The sequence below is a fragment of the Paenibacillus albiflavus genome (assembly GCF_004344915.1).
Classification (GTDB): Bacteria; Bacillota; Bacilli; order Paenibacillales; family NBRC-103111; genus Paenibacillus_AM; species Paenibacillus_AM albiflavus.
The window spans coordinates 24,887-43,391 of sequence record NZ_SKFG01000028.1 but is presented as its reverse complement, the minus strand read 5'-3'; the positions used below and the strand labels follow the sequence as shown (position 1 = coordinate 43,391).

General features: G+C 39.5%; 14 protein-coding genes. 4 read left to right on the top strand and 10 right to left on the bottom strand.

Features of this window, described 5'->3' with window-relative positions:
* The 5 genes from E0485_RS20395 to E0485_RS20375 all read right to left on the bottom strand — a co-directional run.
* A partial coding sequence (locus E0485_RS20395) for a bacterial Ig-like domain-containing protein (protein WP_207911025.1) occupies positions 1 to 2,760 on the bottom strand: 2,760 nt, incomplete at its 3' end.
* Positions 2,761 to 2,948: 188 nt separating this feature from the next.
* On the bottom strand, positions 2,949 to 3,620 hold the full coding sequence (locus E0485_RS20390; RefSeq protein WP_132419920.1) for a carboxypeptidase-like regulatory domain-containing protein: 672 nt from the start codon (positions 3,618 to 3,620) through the stop codon (positions 2,949 to 2,951).
* Positions 3,621 to 3,755: 135 nt separating this feature from the next.
* Positions 3,756 to 4,865 carry a response regulator gene (locus E0485_RS20385; protein WP_132419919.1) on the bottom strand — a complete coding sequence of 370 codons (1,110 nt, stop codon included), beginning with the start codon at positions 4,863 to 4,865 and terminating at the stop codon, positions 3,756 to 3,758.
* The gene (locus E0485_RS20380) at positions 4,858 to 7,974 is read right to left on the bottom strand and encodes a hybrid sensor histidine kinase/response regulator (protein ID WP_132419924.1); all 3,117 of its coding nucleotides are present in this window, start codon (positions 7,972 to 7,974) and stop codon (positions 4,858 to 4,860) included. The genes E0485_RS20385 and E0485_RS20380 overlap by 8 nt, the downstream gene beginning before the upstream one ends.
* A 215-nt stretch (positions 7,975 to 8,189) precedes the next feature.
* Entirely contained in the window at positions 8,190 to 8,915 is a 726-nt protein-coding gene (locus E0485_RS20375) for a DsbA family oxidoreductase (RefSeq protein ID WP_132419918.1), read from the bottom strand.
* A 186-nt stretch (positions 8,916 to 9,101) separates the two neighbouring features.
* On the opposite strand from E0485_RS20375, the gene E0485_RS20370 reads away from it, so the two are divergent.
* Both E0485_RS20370 and E0485_RS20365 read left to right on the top strand, forming a co-directional pair.
* The gene (locus E0485_RS20370) at positions 9,102 to 10,259 is read left to right on the top strand and encodes an FtsW/RodA/SpoVE family cell cycle protein (RefSeq protein ID WP_235857652.1); all 1,158 of its coding nucleotides are present in this window, start codon (positions 9,102 to 9,104) and stop codon (positions 10,257 to 10,259) included.
* Between the two features lie 13 nt (positions 10,260 to 10,272).
* Positions 10,273 to 10,518: a hypothetical protein gene (locus E0485_RS20365; RefSeq protein ID WP_132419917.1), complete on the top strand. Its 246-nt coding sequence runs from the start codon at positions 10,273 to 10,275 to the stop codon at positions 10,516 to 10,518.
* 73 nt (positions 10,519 to 10,591) lie between these two features.
* On the opposite strand, the gene E0485_RS20360 is transcribed toward E0485_RS20365, so the two are convergent.
* The 5 genes from E0485_RS20360 to E0485_RS20340 form a co-directional block, all read right to left on the bottom strand.
* On the bottom strand, positions 10,592 to 12,184 hold the full coding sequence (locus E0485_RS20360) for a sigma-70 family RNA polymerase sigma factor (protein ID WP_132419916.1): 1,593 nt from the start codon (positions 12,182 to 12,184) through the stop codon (positions 10,592 to 10,594).
* Between the two features lie 702 nt (positions 12,185 to 12,886).
* A complete protein-coding gene (locus E0485_RS20355; RefSeq protein ID WP_132419915.1) occupies positions 12,887 to 13,639 on the bottom strand; it encodes an iron ABC transporter ATP-binding protein in 753 nt (250 codons plus the stop codon).
* Positions 13,636 to 14,700, bottom strand: a complete 1,065-nt coding sequence (locus tag E0485_RS20350) for an iron chelate uptake ABC transporter family permease subunit (RefSeq protein ID WP_132419914.1) — start codon at positions 14,698 to 14,700, stop codon at positions 13,636 to 13,638. Before E0485_RS20350 ends, E0485_RS20355 begins: the two co-directional genes overlap by 4 nt.
* Entirely contained in the window at positions 14,697 to 15,725 is a 1,029-nt protein-coding gene (locus tag E0485_RS20345) for an ABC transporter permease (protein WP_132419913.1), read from the bottom strand. The genes E0485_RS20350 and E0485_RS20345 overlap by 4 nt, the downstream gene beginning before the upstream one ends.
* Positions 15,726 to 15,741: 16 nt before the next feature.
* Positions 15,742 to 16,755, bottom strand: coding sequence for a siderophore ABC transporter substrate-binding protein (locus E0485_RS20340; protein ID WP_132419912.1), 1,014 nt, complete (start codon positions 16,753 to 16,755; stop codon positions 15,742 to 15,744).
* Between the two features lie 684 nt (positions 16,756 to 17,439).
* Here E0485_RS20340 and E0485_RS20335 point away from each other — a divergent pair.
* Both E0485_RS20335 and E0485_RS20330 read left to right on the top strand, forming a co-directional pair.
* Positions 17,440 to 17,883: a cell wall hydrolase gene (locus E0485_RS20335; RefSeq protein WP_132419911.1), complete on the top strand. Its 444-nt coding sequence runs from the start codon at positions 17,440 to 17,442 to the stop codon at positions 17,881 to 17,883.
* Between the two features lie 184 nt (positions 17,884 to 18,067).
* On the top strand, positions 18,068 to 18,502 hold the full coding sequence (locus E0485_RS20330) for a GNAT family N-acetyltransferase (RefSeq protein WP_132419910.1): 435 nt from the start codon (positions 18,068 to 18,070) through the stop codon (positions 18,500 to 18,502).
* Positions 18,503 to 18,505: the final 3 nt, after the last annotated feature.

The window sequence follows — 18,505 nt, the reverse complement described above, 5'->3', positions numbered from 1 at the left end:
GTAAATTATTTTTGTTGGTGGGGTTGTAACTTTGATGCTTACAAGTTTCTTCTCAACAGTCACCTCGAAGGTTGTGCTTTTTCCATCAATTGTGACTGTGAGAGTCTGTTTTCCAAGTTTTGTTTTATCAAAGCCCGTGATATCAGTAAGGGTTACATTCATAATCGCTGTTGTGTCATCATCATAAGTTCCTGTAACTACAAGCCCTGTAGGGTCAAGGCTTTCACCAACATTGTAAATTATTTTTGTTGGTGGGGTTGTAACTTTGATGCTTACAAGTTTCTTCTCAACAGTCACCTCGAAGGTTGTGCTTTTTCCATCAATTGTGACTGTGAGAGTCTGTTTTCCAAGTTTTGTTTTATCAAAGCCCGTGATATCAGTAAGGGTTACATTCATAATCGCTGTTGTGTCATCATCATAAGTTCCTGTAACTACAAGCCCTGTAGGGTCAAGGCTTTCACCAACATTGTAAATTATTTTTGTTGGTGGGGTTGTAACTTTGATGCTTACAAGTTTCTTCTCAACAGTCACCTCGAAGGTTGTGCTTTTTCCATCAATTGTGACTGTGAGAGTCTGTTTTCCAAGTTTTGTTTTATCAAAGCCCGTGATATCAGTAAGGGTTACATTCATAATCGCTGTTGTGTCATCATCATAAGTTCCTGTAACTACAAGCCCTGTAGGGTCAAGGCTTTCACCAACATTGTAAATTATTTTTGTTGGTGGGGTTGTAACTTTGATGCTTACAAGTTTCTTCTCAACAGTCACCTCGAAGGTTGTGCTTTTTCCATCAATTGTGACTGTGAGAGTCTGTTTTCCAAGTTTTGTTTTATCAAAGCCCGTGATATCAGTAAGGGTTACATTCATAATCGCTGTTGTGTCATCATCATAAGTTCCTGTAACTACAAGCCCTGTAGGGTCAAGGCTTTCACCAACATTGTAAATTATTTTTGTTGGTGGGGTTGTAACTTTGATGCTTACAAGTTTCTTCTCAACAGTCACCTCGAAGGTTGTGCTTTTTCCATCAATTGTGACTGTGAGAGTCTGTTTTCCAAGTTTTGTTTTATCAAAGCCCGTGATATCAGTAAGGGTTACATTCATAATCGCTGTTGTGTCATCATCATAAGTTCCTGTAACTACAAGCCCTGTAGGGTCAAGGCTTTCACCAACATTGTAAATTATTTTTGTTGGTGGGGTTGTAACTTTGATGCTTACAAGTTTCTTCTCAACAGTCACCTCGAAGGTTGTGCTTTTTCCATCAATTGTGACTGTGAGAGTCTGTTTTCCAAGTTTTGTTTTATCAAAGCCCGTGATATCAGTAAGGGTTACATTCATAATCGCTGTTGTGTCATCATCATAAGTTCCTGTAACTACAAGCCCTGTAGGGTCAAGGCTCTCACCAACATTGTAAATCATTTTTGTTGGTGGGGTTGTAACTTTGATGCTTACAAGTTTCTTCTCAACAGTCACCTCAAAGGTAGTAGTCTTTCCATCAATTGTGACTGTGAGAGTCTGCTTTCCAACTTTTGTTTTATCAAAGCCTGTGATGTCGGCTAGGGTTACATTCATGATCGCTGTTGTTTTATCATCATAAGTTCCTGTAACTACAAGCCCTGTAAGGTCAAGATTTTCGCCAACGTTGTAGATTATTTTTGTTGGTGGGGTTGTAACATGAATGCTTACAAGTTCTGCTATTATTTCTTGTACAATACCCATTACAACTGATTTTGTGGTTTTCGCACCCATTTCTAGATGATCAACATTAAATGAGTAGGCGATACCGGAGTCGACACCTGTAATATCTTCACCATCATATTGCACATACAGGTTATTTATCATACCACCGTAGCTACCGAACCAATAGGTGTTCGCATTTGTTTCGTATAAATCTTTTGCAAATAAAGTAAAAGTGACGCCATCCCCTGTTGTGGTAAACCCCTTGTGATCATTCAAATGCTTCACAGGTGCAAAATCGTCATCATTAACCTTAATATCCGTAAATGCACCGAATTTTGTACTAAATTCTTCAGTAGAGTTGTTTTGTACTTCATAGTTAAGCTTTAGCAGCGTACCTTTGTCAATAAACTCGGGAATCAGTTTATAGTTTATGTTATTTTTATCAACACCAGTAGTGCTAGTTAAGTCATTTAGACGGTCCTTTTCCTCTCCCACAACTGTCGTGAAACCATAATCATTGTAACTTGAGGAAACCCATTTCCCGTTTGCATAACCGATAATATCAATTGAACTTTTAGGAGCATACGCCATTTTTCTGTTTATGTCGGTTAGATAGTTCTTGTGGTCATTATCCGTATTGCCAAGAGCTTGCAGAACATAGAACGGTCCTGCTTCCAGGGAGGCATCTTTGGTTTGCGTTTCTTTATACCTCACATAGTAAGCACCTGTCGGATCAACCTTTGTGCCGGTGGAAGAAATGTTTTTGAATTCTCCATCCTGCAAACTATCAGCGATTTCGATGTTTTCCTGCTTTGCATCAATCCATACATCACTACCATATGCACGATATTCCATAGCGGTAGTAGTCCCGCTAAGAGCACCCTGTGATTGCACATCTGTCATCGTCAAAAGCTTAGTAGCATGAATGCCTGTAATGCCTGTTGGTGCAGCTTGCTCTGTCTTTTTTGGGTCTTTATACACAAGCGCGTAAGTATTGAACATTGAAAATTTATTCGTAATAATTTCAATATTTTTGCCGTCTTTCAGTGTGTCTTCTGTAAGTGTAGGAATGTTGTGAGCATTCAAATGAATCACACCAAATGTTCTGTCCTGTTTCTGTAACTCAGTAGGAATTTGTAAAATCATTGTGATATTACTATTGGATGTTTGCAACTCATTATGAATAGCATTTCCGGAATTATTCTTCCCCTTAACAAGACTAAATCGTATATACTTCCCTATTTTGTTTCCATCAAGTGCGGCATCTATTGCATCTACTTTTTCAGGCTCATTATCCTTAATATAATATGCATCATCGCACTCAGCTCGAAGGAAACAATCCCATTAAAAGCAGCATCCTCCGCTGTATAATCATTACCGTCAAATAATTCATTTAACCCATCAGCAGCTACGATAAAATCATTCATCTGCAAAACACTTGACTTGCTGCCCAAATGAATGGTCGGAATCTCAGTCACTTGTGCTCCCTTAATGAAAAACTCACCATTTCTCACTTCAAGCATCTGAGTCGAGATGAACTTCTTCCCATACCAACCTGAAACACTTTGTTCTGCATAAAGGTTATAGTAACCATCTGCTATCGCACCCGTAAATGCAAATGTTCCATCAGCTGCTGTAGTGACTGATTGAATAGTTGTTTTTCCTTTTTTTAGCATAATCTTTGCACCAGCTATCGGGGATGATGGAATTTGTTGGTTATGCACTGTTCCGCCTATGATTACATCAGGGGCATTCATTCTCTCTATGGTACTTTCTGTAATACTTTCATTTACTTCATCGCTCGGCTGTTCTGGGATTATTTCTTCACTTGTTATTGCTACATCATCGCTGGCAAATACAGAAGTCATAGTGTTCGGAATCATAGCAAACACCATTGTGAATACCATAAACAATGTTAAGAATTTCCTAGATATTATTTTTTTCATTTACTCTCCCCCTCACAATTAAGTTATTATGACAGCATTCTAGCAATCGGTTCTCTCAAAATTCTCTCAAAACGCAGTATTTTGTCGAAATACAAATAAGCAGGAGATCACTCTCCTGCTTATTACATAGCTTACCTATTTCGCCAAAGCCGCCAATCGTTGCAGCTCTTCAGGCGGATCACAGTCATATTCATCACGATATAGCACTTCGAACTTACTATAGTGCTTCATGGCCCGCTCCCGTTTACCCGTTTGCACATACAGTTCGATTAAGGCTTGGTTCATTTCCTCATGAAGAGGATACTGACGTAGGAACGTAGTTATCTTTAACTCAGCATTCTCCCAAGATCTCGTTGCCAAATCGATTTGCAAGAGATGCAACATCATAGCTGAATACTGCCTATAGAGTGCTTCTTCAAGCGGTAGCTTCCAGATGTAATCCTTCCCATTTAGTAGCGCTCCTTGGTACATCATACATAGTTGTTCTGCCAATATGACATCTATTGAAGCATCCATAATTGATAGTGTAGCACGCTGATATTCCAAGACATCGTACAGTTGAGTACCCAGTTCTAGCATATAACCATCGTTCAGCTTGAGTATGTCCATTTCTAATGAATGCTCTCTAAGCATTTTCTTTACTCGATAGACGGTGTTATGGAGATTAGCCGTAGCTCGATCCTCCTCCATCTCCGGCCATAGCCTATCGATCAATTGCCATTTGCTGATTTCCTTTGCGGGGTGACAAAGAAAATATGCTAAGAGTTCTTCCGCTTTGCGTGTAGGAAAATGAACAAGCACCCCCTCCATATTCCGAATTTCTAAACCTCCAAATAAACGAATTACCGCTTTTCTTTGCTCTATGACAGCTGTCTTTGGTGGACGTGGTTGCTTCAATAATCGATTCGTAATGCGTTCGATCGCAGCTGGTGTAACAGGTTTGAGAATATAGTCGAATGCGTATACCTGAAAGGCCTCCAGTGCGTATTGCTTATAGGCAGTCGTAAAAATAATCTTGACCTCATCTAGAACCTCATTAATCTGGCGTGCAAGTTCCATTCCGTTCATTCTTGGCATTTCCACATCGAGGAATAAGACATCTGGCTTCAGTATTGGAATAGCAGCAAGTGCCTCATGGGGATCTACGAAAGCTCCTAAGATAACGTATTGATTACTCTGTCCAATGATATGCTTCATCAAGTCTAGGATCAGTTCCTCATCTTCAACAATAACTGCACTAAACATCTGCGTTCATCCCCTCATATTGTTGCTGCACCCTAATGTTCATTTCGTTAGTCATAATTGGTAGCCTCATCGAAACCTTCGTTCCAATACCAGGTTTTGAGCTAATAGTGAACGATGCATCAGACAAAGCTTTCAAGCGCTTACGGATATTCGCAATAGCAATACCACCTATTTGTTCCCCCATCATAAGCGATTCAACTATTTCCTTCGATATCCCAACACCATCATCCTCGACAATCACCTCAAGTGAATCTTCAGACTCATGTATCTTAAGTAGGATCTTCCCATATCCACCTCTATCAAACAAGCCATGACGGATTGCATTCTCTACGAATGGCTGAATCGATAAGGGAGGAATATAGCGAAGCAGCAGCTCTTCGTCTACATCGCATATGAACTCGAATCGATCACGAAATCTTGCCTTTTCAATCTCTACATAAGCCTTGATCAGCTCCATCTCTTGAGAGAGTGGAACGAACATTATCGATCGATCCATATCCAATATATACCGCAAATACTGACTTAACATAGACAGTAAATATGCCGCCTTCTCTCCATCTGAATAGCAAAATGAAATAACACTGCTAAGTGCATTATATAGAAAATGCGGCTTAATCTGAGCCTGATGAAACGCCTGCTCATTACGCATGGCTTCTTGAATAGAGCTCTTCATCGCAATCAGAGTTTGAATGCGGGCAATAAGCGTATCCGCATCAAATGGCTTGGTCACAAAATCATTCGCACCGACTTTGAAGGCATGCGATACATCCTGTGTTGTATCCTTGACTGTCGCTATTAATATGGGAAGATCAAGAATAGAATGGTACTTACGAAGTGTACGGCATAGCTCAAAGCCAGACATCTCTGGCATCATCACATCAAGAATAGCAAGGTCGACATACTTATGCTCTTTCATTTTTCTTAACGCGTCCTTAGCTGAATATGCAGTCAATACATTATAATGGTGACGACTTAATATTTGGCCCATGATATAAATATTTGATGCCTCGTCATCCACAATTAGAACCGTAGGTCTCTGCTTGTCCAATATTTCGATTCCTGGCTGCTCCTGCGGGATTCGCTCTGACTGTTCAGCTATTACAGCAGCTACTTCCTCATATGCGTTATGCGTGACAGCATGTGGCAGTGTAAATGCCATGTGCGTCCCCTTGCCAACCTCCGACCACTCGACCCCTATCGTGCCATCCATCCGTTCGATTAATTTCCGACTGATATATAAACCCACACCCATCCCTGAATAACCATCCTCCTTAGAAGGCGGCACTCTATGCTCGAAATACTCGAATATAGGCTCATAACTCTCTCTAGGTATGCCGATACCCGTATCCTGCACGACAATAGTGACTTGCTCCAAGCCTACTCTGGATACGACTCGAATGAATCCTTGTTCAGTATGCTTGATTGCGTTATGTACCAGATTGTACATTACTTGTCTTAATCGATTTTCGTCAGCTAGCACTCTTACACCCGGCCCAACTTGATTATCTAGTGTGACCTTCTTGCCTAGTAGTTCAAATTGGAGCACATCGAACACAATTTGTGTCACAACCCTAACGTCAACAAACGTCTCCTCTAAACGCAGATCCCCATGCTTCAGGCGCGTCACATCGATCAGATCATGAATCAGCATCGAAAGTTTAACCGCTGTATCTTTGACAAGCCATAGATTTTGCCGTTGCCCCGCAGTCAAATTACTTTCGTCATTCTCTAATAAATGAGCGGTCATATTCATAATGCCATGCAGTGGCGTTTTGATCTCGTGGGAAGTCTGTGTCAGAAACTCATCTTTCAATTGATTGGAAACAAGCAATTCATGCGCCAACTTCTCTGATTTCTCATATGCGTTCGTGAATCTCACTGCGAGTAGCAGGTTTACTAGTGTTACAAAGCAAATAGCGCCAAGCTTCGATAGCAGATCGGTCTGCTGCAGGTTCATATAGTAAAGTAAGCCTTGTATCATGAACACGCTCAGAGCAACGCTTGCCCCGATAAAGAGCAGCCATTCCTTTCTTTCAGCAGCATCTTGTTTACGAACAGATAGATAGACCAACCTAGTGAAAATGTGAACGATCATAATACCTAAGTAGATGAAAAAGAGATATTTGGGTGCATTGTATATCCGGTAAGGAAGAACAAATATGGCTACCAAATACAGAGCAATTGGTATTATCCATGCCATCCGAACCTTGAAGGACATAATTCGAGGATCGACCGAGCAGAAGAACAACAAACAAGCAATTGAGCTTGCAATGAGTCCCCCATCTTGCATCCGGTAAGCGATATCGAACGGAATATCAGGTACGAAACGAAGCAATATTTTTTCTCCAAAAACAAGTTGGCTCATTAGTAAAGACAGCAGGTATAAGCCAGCATAGAGATGCAGCTTCTCTTTACCTCGCAAAAAAAACACACTGAGATGATACGCCCCGAACATGCCTAATAATAGGACCGCCGCCGTATCAATCGCGATTTTAACGCTATCTTGCATGCTGATGTCCTGGGACAGACCGAATTGAATCGTATTCAGCCCACCCTCAATAAATACATAGTTAGCCATCTGAATGACAATCTCAATTTCACTCTTATCCGTATGAAAATAGGTACTGTAAGGTGTATTTCCTGGTTCACTCATCCCCTGAACGCTAGCAGGACGACCGCTCTCCCCGAGCAACTCCCCATTCACATACAGCAGATGAGACATGCGAATACTGTTTATTTTCATCCCTAGAACACTACTGGACAAATTATCAGGCAACAGCACCTTCAACCGATAGGTAGCATACCCATGCTTACTCATATCGTCCTCATCTTGACCCTTCCATGTTCCAGGAATCACCTTATATTCTTGCTTCTCTTCTAATACAGCCTGCAAATCGTTTGGCTCCAGTAAGGTGTTGCGATAGAACTCCCACTCACCATCCAGATTGACAATCCTTCCTTGCGTAAAATCCCAACTAGATAAATCCAGAATACCTTGACGAGCTACGGGAGCTGTGGAATTTGGAATCGTTTGCATATATAAACCTACATAGGTCGCAATCGTTATAGCGAAGATGACAATAATCCCAGCAAGTCTGCGGTAATTCATTCGCTTCAAAACCTGCCCTCCTCGTATTTAGAATATTAATCTATCATTATCATCTCTCAGAAATCTCTCAATAAAAATCTTCTGACAAACAAATCCATTCTATCATTTCCCAACCAAAAAAGACTAGGTACCCCTTTACACAAAGGGGTATCCTAGCCTAAAAACATGAGCTACATAAACTGTAGTTCGTGGTTAAACATATGATGTTATTGATTTTATTTCTTCTCTACCGAGCAGATTCCGTCTGCACAGAAACCATCCGCAGAATCAGAGCCTTCCGAATCCATATCGAGCATAATCAGTGGATTCGCTTCTTGCCAAGTTTTGTTAAGCACTTCTAGGAATGCCTCAGGTGCCTGTGCGCCAGAAATGGCATATTTGCGATCAATGACATAGAACGGGACCCCTTGCACGCCGATTGCTCTAGCTTCACTTTCATCTGCGCGAACTTCTGCTGTATACTGATCAGTCGCTAACATCGCAAGCGTTTCATCATAGCTTAAGCCAGCTTCTTGCGCGATGGATGCTAACACTTCATGCTCACCTACATGCTTGGAATCTGTAAAATGTGCTTTGAGCAGCAGCTCCTTAACTTCAGCTCCCTTACCCTTATCATTCGCATATTGCAGCAAGCGGTGTGCATCGAATGTATTGGTCAAAATCAGCTTATCCAAATGATACTCTAACCCAACACTAGCAGCCATCCCTTCTACCTGCTTACCCGACGCGACTGCTTGTTCATGACTCATCCCATATTTCTTGGATAGCATTGCATGCATATCATCTTCGGTATCCTTAGGAGCATGAGGATCAAGCTCAAAACTGCGATATATGATTTCAATCTCATTGTTATGTGCAAATTGTTCTAGTCCCTGTTCTAAACGGCGCTTACCTATATAGCAAAACGGACACATCACATCGGACCATACTTCAATTTTCATGTTGTTTCCTCCTTTTACCCTGACTATTGGTAACAAGCACAGTATAATCCTCATCACGCAACTATTCAAGAAATGACCCCAAACAAATCACTTTTGCCGTCGTGAATCACCCTATTGTATAATAGAAATATTAATTGATTTTTTAAACAAAATAGCTCAAGTTTTCTTATAGAAAGTGGGAAAGCCGTGAAAATACTTCTCGACAAGCTCAAAAGAATGGATTATATAATCATTGGCATTCTCGTGATCCTCTCTGTTCTAAGCATCCTTCTTATTCATAGTGCAACGATCGATGACACCTATATCAAACCGATCAGTATCAAGAAACTGATTACCGTCAATACAGTCTGTATTTTTGCCTTTATACTCGCCAGTCTATTTAATTATAAAACGCTGCTCAAATTCTCCCCCTACATCTATCTTATCGGTATTGTTTTGCTAATCGGGATTTTCTTCTTTGGTTCAGAGAAGAATGGTGCTAGGGGCTGGTATGAGATTCCAGGCGGGCTAGATTTGCAGCCTGCTGAAATCATGAAGATCATTCTGGTCATCATCCTAACCTATATTCTTTACCGAAAAAATCAGGAGCCTTTACTGCTAATTAGAGATGTTGTCCCTGTTGTATTTGTCGTATTTATACCCTTCATGCTAGTGCTCGTGCAGCCCGATCTTGGTAATGCCATCATCTACCTTGTGATCCTAATCGGCATGCTCTGGATAGGCAATCTCAAATATTCCCATGCCATTATTGGGATTGCTATACTTGTAGGCGGCTACTTTCTGTTCGATTATCTGTATAGCCATAATCATGAAGTTATCGGAACATTCCTTAAAGAGAAAGGTTTCGGGCACTGGGCAGATCGATTAGACACTTATTTTGCACCGGAATTCGCTTCCAAAGATCAAACCTACCATGTGGACAATGCTAGACTAGCAATTGGTTCAGGTGAATTATTGGGTAGAGGCTATATGAAGGGCGATATGATCCATTCGGGTAAAATACCTTACTCCTACTCAGATTCCATTTTTGTCGTCATTGGTGAAGAATTTGGCTTTGTTGGAGCAGCAGGCATCCTGATTCTGTACTTTATTCTGATCTATCGATTGATTCTAATCGCCATCAACTCCAAATCTACGAGTGGACCATTAATAATTGTCGGAATTGTCTCCATGTATATCTATCAAATTTTCCAAAATATCGGCATGATGGTCGGGATTATCCCGCTTACGGGAATAACGCTTCCCTTCATTAGTTACGGAGGAACATCACTATTAATTAACATGGTAGCCATCGGCTTAGCGATGAGCGTGCATCTGCATCAAGAAGAAGATAGCGTTCTATAAGGGGTGAGGATGTATGAAAGATAGATTTATTATCATTATGGGCATCGTTTTTATCATTGCATCAGGAGTGATCTACACACTGGAACGGATGGCAGCAACGATAGCGGGGAGTATAGAGCTCGCTGGTTTTTATACTGCCCATATTTCGGGTACTGTCCCCAGTACTGTAATGCCAGGCTTCGGCGACAATATCGTGGTACCCGCCTTTCTAATTATAGGACTTGCATTTTTCGCCTATGCGTCATTAAGAAAAAAGTGAAGGGAGCCTCCTTGCAGCCGCTTAGGCAACAGGCAGTCCTTCACTTCTAATTATCTTGTTATATCACGTCAGCCTATTGTATTAGCTTCCATTCCCTCCCACATTGTACCTGAACTAACCGATTATTTACCGAATCCCAGCGCCATGGAACATGATTTCCCTCTAAATGAACACCGCCATACCATTCATTAATGCCATTAATCGCTATCCAATCTTCCACTCCATCCAGAATCTTGCTGCCTAATTCTGTTAACGCTACCTTACTATGTTTCCATTCCGTAGAAACGTCCTGATACATCGGAACTTGATTCGTTCCATCCAGGGATAATAATGGATGCTTACCTTGCACCATTCCCGCTAAGCATTGCCAATATTGCAGGTCCCCCATCCCTAGTTCATGCAGTTTGTCACCTACTTGCTTAAACAAATCCACTGGTGATGATAGACCATCCCGCACCATCTCCAACGTCAGTTGCTGTACAATGCCAAGACCATTTTTTATAGAAGGATATCTAGATAAATGGAATTGAAGCGCACGATTAACATAAGGCAAAGCCGTCAAATTCCCTTGAAGCAGCTCAACTAACTTACTAGGATCTGGTGAGGAATAGGCGTCCCATACTAATCTCCCAAGCTCTAGCACCTCGTCTCCGACCGATTGCCATGTCCCTGACAAACCTTCTAACTGCTGAACAGATAGCTGACCTAACCCGCGAAACAATTCGATCCCCGGATAATCTCCAATACACAGCAAGCTTAGCTTCGTTGTGCCCATAGATTGTCCAGCAAACCAATTCAATAAGAAACTCAACATCGTCTGGTCAAAAAGATCATGCTCGAACCATAAGACAACTTCTTCATACTGATGAAAAGCAGCTAATGCCTTCTCTTGCGATAGACATCCGCTTTCATATTCACGGCTTGGGATACCCAGTCGTTGTTCCAAATACGTTGCACGTATTGCCCGATTTCCATCCTCCATTAAATCTGTGAATATCGGTCCTTCCGAATAAATTTCTCTCCATACAAGAATATCCCCTTGAACCCCGCTTTTACGCAGCTTATCCGCGACTACATCTCCATTTACAATATGCAGCATGCTTCTTCCCCCTTCATATAAATCGTTCCATACAGATACAAAATCAGCAATAGGGAGCGCAACCTTCAGTTTTTTGCGGGCATCGAAGAGTCGTTTTTTGAGTACGGTTGTTGGTATGTTTAAGTACGCCTCAATTTCTTTCAATGAGTGGCCTTGAAAATAAAACAATTGTACCGCCACGCGCAAGTTATAGGATAGTCCAGCAATCGAAGCATAGAGAGACTGATATAGATCTCTTTGTACCACAAGATCAGCTATATCAGGTACAGGGGCGACTGACTCTACCATCTGTTCGTAAGCAATGGTACTAGGCCTCTTGTTGCGTATCATGCGATTGCACGCTCTGGTCACGATCACCTTGAACCATCCTGGAAAAGCGTTAGATTCCTTAAGCTTGTGCAAGGATTTGAATGCCTCTGCAAAAGCCTCCTGAACGGCATCCTCAGCCAAATGAGCATCCTGCAATTTAGCATAAGCAACGGCATACGCCATCCCCTGAAACTGTCCCATTATCTGTTCAAATGCTAACTGATTGCCCCGTCTCGCTTCTTCTACCCAATACTGCATGCTAGTTACATCTCCTCTGTGCTGAACTACTGATAAGTGCCATCTATGAGGGCAAAGGTTACTTTAATCGCAAAAAATAAAAAATGCTGTTTTAAAAGAAAATAAACCATTAGACTGAAAATTATCAAGACCTAAACTTAAGGAAATCAAATGTCACGTTTGATCGATTAATTCCTATATTTTCTTCAATAATTTGGTCTTTTTGGCTAATAAAATCTCCCGCGAACTCTAGTTGCTGAGCAGCAAATTTTCAATTCATCCTATGTGGTCCAGTCCAATTCAGTTGTATCCGCGTATTCTGTATTTTGACATTTTTATAAAAAATCTAATTATTATTTCAAAATCTAGCTTAGGTAGAGAGCAGAGCAAAACTTCTCTTGGCCTGTTCAAAAATAAGGTTGGCAACTTGAACCCTAAAAACAAAAAAACGCGCTGAGCGCGGATTCTAATGAGACTATGTTCTTGTTCTCCGATATATGAGTTACAGCCGGATGGTCCACTGATCCAGAACCACCGACTTGAACCATCTCTTGGTACCATTCGTTACGGAAATCATAGCAGGCAACTGGACGAGTCCAACCGTTTTTATCCCGTCAATCGTGGGATCATGCTGGCACGTGCGAAACCTCCCGTTTCAAGACATAGGTTTCTTAGGCATACTTATTTTTTTGAGATGCTCCCCTTTATTTGAAAATCTTGTAATTAATAAATCGCTATTGGCCCATAAGGACCATCGATAATTTCTATTTTCGTTTCAAAAATATCTGTCAAAACTTCTGGATCCATAACCTCTTCTACTGTTCCAAAAGCGGCAATTTGTCCATCTTTCATAGCACAAATTCTATCAGAGTATTTGGCTGCAAAATTTATATCATGCATAACAGTCAGAATTGTTCTTCCAAATTCATTAGCAGCATGCCTCAAATGCTCCATCATTTGAACAGAACGAGCAACATCAAGATTGTTCAAAGGTTCGTCCAAAAGTACATATTCAGTCTCTTGGCACAAAACCATTGCTACATATGCCCTTTGCCTTTGACCACCAGAAAGCTCATCTAAATATCTGTTTTCTAGATCAGTCAAACCTAAAAAATCGATATATTTAGAGATAATAGCCTCATCCGCTTTAGTTAATCTTCCTTTCGAATAAGGAAAACGTCCAAATCCAACTAGTTGTCTAATCGTAAGCCTCGTGACAAAATGATTTTCTTGACGCAAAATAGTAATAATTTTTGCTAAGTCTTTTGAATCAGATTTAGAAACATCCATATCTGCCACCTGAATTTGGCCTTCATCGATATCCAGAAGTCTTCCAATCATCAAAAGTGCCGTAGACTTTCCAGCACCATTTGGTCCAATTAATGAAGTAAGACCAGCTTTTGGTATTTCGATATTCAAAGGTCCTATTTTTACCTCATCCGTATACAATTTTCTAACATTATTAATCTTTATCATAGCGCCCTCTTCCTTAAAATGACAGTTAAGAATATGATTCCACCAAATAATTCAATAATAACTGAAACGACGCCTTGCGCATTGAATACATGATACATTAAAAAGTATGCACTCGTTATTATCAAAAACCCTATAGCAAGAGCCATTGGAAAAATATATCTATGATCATAGGTTGGCGCTGCTTGATAACTCAAAGTTGCAACTAAAAATCCATAGAAAGTAAGTGGTCCAATCAAAGCTGTTGAAATTGACATCAAAACAGAAACTAATATAAGTGTATAAATTATACTAGATTGATGTTTAACTCCAAATGAAGTAGAGACATCCTTTCCAAGTGACAGTATATTTAATTTCTTAGAATGAGCAAGAAGTAATAATGCTACAATTATTACCACAGGAATTACAATAGGAAAATATGCAGAATCTGCATTATTAACAGAACCAAACAATCTTGCCTGTAAAATATCAAATTGATTAGGCGAAAGAAGTCTCCTCATGAAAGATGACACAGATTTCAGACCTGTTCCAATAATAATTCCAACCAAAAGCATAAGCTGCAAATTTCCATACTTTCCAGAAAGCAACCATCCATAAAGTATCAAACTCATCAAGACCATAACAATAACTTGAATTGCAAATGGTACAATACCAGTAAAGTTAATCAATGCACCAACACCAAAGAAAAATATTGTACTCGTATGAATTGTTGTGTAAAGTGATTCAAAGCCTAAAAGTGAAGGGGTTATAATTCTATTATTCGTAATCGATTGGAAAGCAACGGTCGACAAACTTTGACAAATAGCAGCAATAAGCATTGCAACAAGAGCTACTAACCTTCTCTTAACAACTGGAATAAAAGAAGGTGAATCTACCGGAACTGGATTGTTATAAACTAAAAGTCCATATGAAGAAAGGAGACCCAATACAATCAATGTTATCAGCAAAATCCAATAACGTTGTTCTTCTTTCTTAGAGCGAAAAGCTCTAGCTGATCTATTCTCATTATGAAGGCTAGAATTGATTACGACATTTTCTTTATTTCTATATTCCAATGCGTTCATCTTAGCCTCCTTGGTTTTCTTTGTCTCAATAAAATAGCAATAAATACGACTGCCCCCACTGTTCCAAGTATTAAAGAAACAGGTACTTCAAAAGGCATTATAATTGTTCGAGAAATGATGTCACAAACCGTTATAGTACCCATTCCTATCACACATACCCAAGGCAAATTGCTCCTAAGATCATCTCCCCTAAACATTGAAACAATATTTGGGACAATTAATCCTAAAAAAGGTAAGTTTCCAATAACAGCTGCAACAATTCCAACTGCTAAAGAAATAAGACCAGTACCCAAAAGAACGATCCTATTGTAATTTACTCCAAGACTTGTTGCAACATCTTCCCCTAGTCCTGCTAAAGTCAGTCTATTAGCATAAATAAAAATAAGAAAAGTAACGATAACAATTAGCCATAAATATTCATATCTTCCAACTTGAACTGCCGCAAAAGAACCTACAAACCAAGATTCAATATTTTGCGTCACTTGAAAAAGGAGTCCCATAAAAGTGGAAACTGCAGAAATGACTGCACCAAGCATCAGTCCAATAATTGGGACAATTAAAGACGAACGGAGTTTAACTCTTCTTAAAAATAAAAAGAATATCATAGTTCCTATAAAAGAAAAAACAATTGCACCAGTCATTCTTAGAATTAACGTTGGTGCAGGAAATAATAAGTAAACAACAAGAAGTCCCAAACCCGCCCATTCAATAGTTCCTGTTGTGGTAGGTTCAACTAAACGATTCTGTGTAATAAGTTGCATTACGAGTCCTGACATGGCCATAGCAGCCCCAGTAAGCATTAATGCGGCTGTTCTTGGAACACGAGTAATGAAAAACATTTCCATTCCATCCTCTTGTCCACGTATATCATAAACTCCCGTAAATAGGGATATAATTCCCAAAATAATAACAACTATAATCGCGAATATAAAAGGTTTTGTCCATACCTTGTTGTGGTTATAAAGCCGGGGCTGAGAATTTTTCTCAACCCCAGAATTTTTTTGTACTGTCTCTTTCAGCACCATGTTATGCTCCTTTAGATTACTTAGCTAAAGTTTTTGCAAGGTTTTTAAATATCTCTATGAAAGTTTGGATTGATTCATTTGTATAAGTGTCATTTGGTGCATAAACAATTTGCCCTTTAGTAATAGCAGTTACTTTTTGAAGAGCAGGTGATTTATTAATCACATCTTGTGCAGGAACGGCATCAGTTGTAGAAGATACTGCAGCATCACGATCTACTACGAGAAGCCAATCAGGATTACTTTTTGCAATAGCTTCAACAGAAATCTCATCACCTTTATGATCTGAAGTAGCATTTTTAATTTCTAAAGCTGGTTTCCATCCAAAAATTTCAAACATCGGTCCCCAAACACGTCCAAAACCTGGAGCTGAAAAGCCAATGTTCCCACCAGAAACTTCAACACCCATAACTGTATCCGATCCATTATAGGCAGACTTAACATCTTCGATAGCTTTATCAAAATCAGCTACCAATTGTTTAGCTTCTTCATTTTTATCAAAAATTTGTCCTAAAGTAATTGTAATATCCTTAAATCCATTTGCTAAGTTTTCCCCTGGTTTATCAGCTTTCTCAGAAACATCAAAATTCAGATCAATAACAGCTGCATTTGGCACTAATTTTTTGATCGCTTCATAATGGTTAGCAAATCTTTGACCGATAATGACAAGTTCAGGGTTTGCAGCTGCTATAATTTCAAGATTTGGTTCACGGTGATTTCCAATATTTTTAACCGAATCATCTTTTACATATGTTGAATCCGCAGGCATTACATCCTTTGGAGCAGCCACTAATTTAATATTCCAATCAGCTAAAGTTTCAAAAGCTCTACTATCCAGAGCAATTACATTTTTAGGGTTTACAGGAACAGTAACAGTTCCATGAGCATCAGTGATTTCAACCGTTGAAGCTTTAGTAGATTGATTTTCTTGCCCATTAGTTTCTGTTTTACCATTATCATTACTTGAATTGGAGCAAGCTGCCAACATCAAAACAAAAATTGTTAATAAAACAGTTAATTTAAACTTCCTCATTTCTCATACACTCTCCTTATGTAAGCTATATAAACATACAGATTATTGAAATGATGAAATTATTATCTATGTTATGTTTTTATCATTGATAATGATTATCAATTTCAATACAATGTTTAGTATATCAATTTAAATTATATTGTCAACTATTTTTTGACTACTTAAATAGGAGGGATAAATAGTAGTAGGCTAACAATAACTCGTAGTAGTTGGATAAAATCCAGCTATTCAGGAACAAATACAACGAGATTACTCAAGATTTATTATCTTTAAATCTACTAAGAAATGAGATGAACAGTATCAATACGCTTCTATCCGTAATTGGTTTGCAGTTACTTATGATACGGTCCAACGCGAATGACCTTAAACTATTCTCCCTCTATGGAAAAACGCTTTTCTCTTAAATGCTCACGTATCCTTAGAATTTGACCGTTTAAAGATAAATTCTTAGTGGAACTAAATTGAAAATAAAGAACAATATGGGGATATTGAATGTGCAAAAGATCTTTACCCAAACCATGTCGATGGGATTATTATCACTATCTGTAATAATCCCTTGGGTGTAATTGTATCTCCTAATACCTTCTTCATGATAATAGTGACGCATTTCAAGTTTGAACTTCAGAGTAACACATCCGCTTCGCCTATAATATGATGAGTCTAGGAATATAAAGAGGTGAGCTAATGGGAGTCGTAAAAGCCAGGGAACAGGATATAAATATGTTGGCAAGGTTGCTTCGAGCTGAAGCTGAGACCGAAGGCGAACAGGGCATGCTCCATGTTGGAAATGTTGGCATTAACCGAATAAGAGTGGATTGCTCCGATTTTAAAGATATCCGGACAATTCCCCAAATGATCAACCAGCCGCATGCGTTCGAAGCATTACAACATGGTATGTACTATCAAAACGCAAGAGAGAGGGAACGCCGTCTGGCGCAACGGGCTGTGAATGGGGAGCGGAGTTGGCCAGCCAAATTCGCCCTATGGTATTTCCGACCAGGAACGTTCGAAAATCCCGGACCATGTCCGGAAACTTGGTATAATCAGCCGCTTGCAGGACGATGGAAGAAGCACTGTTTTTATGAACCGAGCGCGGAAGAATGTGAAGATATATATAATACGTTTTAAACGAAAATGCTCAGGATCTCAAAATAATTAAGATGCGGCTGCCAGCTCGATTGGTAGCCGCGTTTCGCTATCGGGTAGTTTTTCGAAAGGATATATGGAATATATTGGTGATATGTGTTATTGTAAAGATGTTCCATTTAGTGGGATATATTTTCATTGCATAAAACAATTGAGGTGTATGCATATGACCCATGTCATTCGGAAAGCAAAAAAAAGTGATATTACTGTTCTTTCACACCTGATGGAAGAAATGAGTGGTAAACCTATCTCTCAAGAAGATATGTATAATCGACTAAAAATGGTAGAAGAAAGCAGCACAGATACAATTTTTGTTTATGAAAAAAATTCGGAGATTCAAGCAACTCTTGTATTTAGAATAAGAGAAAATATTCGTGAAGTAAGTCGTTATGGGGAAATTTGTATAATTGTAGTTAGATCATCGGCAAAGCGACATGGAATTGGAAGACAACTTATGGATTTTGCAGAACACCTTGCGAAAGAATTAGGATGCAAGGGTACATACTTCATCAGTGGTTTTGGGCGAAAAGCAGAAGCCCATCAATTTTATCAGGATTTAGGATACAAGATAACTGGTTATCGCTTTGTAAAAGAGCTTTGAATG

Bases quoted from the DNA above. Each gene is read 5' to 3' on its own strand.
- E0485_RS20390 (WP_132419920.1), bottom strand. From the start codon at position 3,620: ATGAAAAAAATAATATCTAGGAAATTCTTAACATTGTTTATGGTATTC.
- E0485_RS20385 (WP_132419919.1), bottom strand. From the start codon at position 4,865: ATGTTTAGTGCAGTTATTGTTGAAGATGAGGAACTGATCCTAGACTTG.
- E0485_RS20380 (WP_132419924.1), bottom strand. From the start codon at position 7,974: ATGAATTACCGCAGACTTGCTGGGATTATTGTCATCTTCGCTATAACG.
- E0485_RS20375 (WP_132419918.1), bottom strand. From the start codon at position 8,915: ATGAAAATTGAAGTATGGTCCGATGTGATGTGTCCGTTTTGCTATATA.
- E0485_RS20365 (WP_132419917.1), top strand. From the start codon at position 10,273: ATGAAAGATAGATTTATTATCATTATGGGCATCGTTTTTATCATTGCA.
- E0485_RS20360 (WP_132419916.1), bottom strand. From the start codon at position 12,184: ATGCAGTATTGGGTAGAAGAAGCGAGACGGGGCAATCAGTTAGCATTT.
- E0485_RS20355 (WP_132419915.1), bottom strand. From the start codon at position 13,639: ATGATAAAGATTAATAATGTTAGAAAATTGTATACGGATGAGGTAAAA.
- E0485_RS20350 (WP_132419914.1), bottom strand. From the start codon at position 14,700: ATGAACGCATTGGAATATAGAAATAAAGAAAATGTCGTAATCAATTCT.
- E0485_RS20345 (WP_132419913.1), bottom strand. From the start codon at position 15,725: ATGGTGCTGAAAGAGACAGTACAAAAAAATTCTGGGGTTGAGAAAAAT.
- E0485_RS20340 (WP_132419912.1), bottom strand. From the start codon at position 16,755: ATGAGGAAGTTTAAATTAACTGTTTTATTAACAATTTTTGTTTTGATG.
- E0485_RS20335 (WP_132419911.1), top strand. From the start codon at position 17,440: ATGGGAGTCGTAAAAGCCAGGGAACAGGATATAAATATGTTGGCAAGG.
- E0485_RS20330 (WP_132419910.1), top strand. From the start codon at position 18,068: ATGACCCATGTCATTCGGAAAGCAAAAAAAAGTGATATTACTGTTCTT.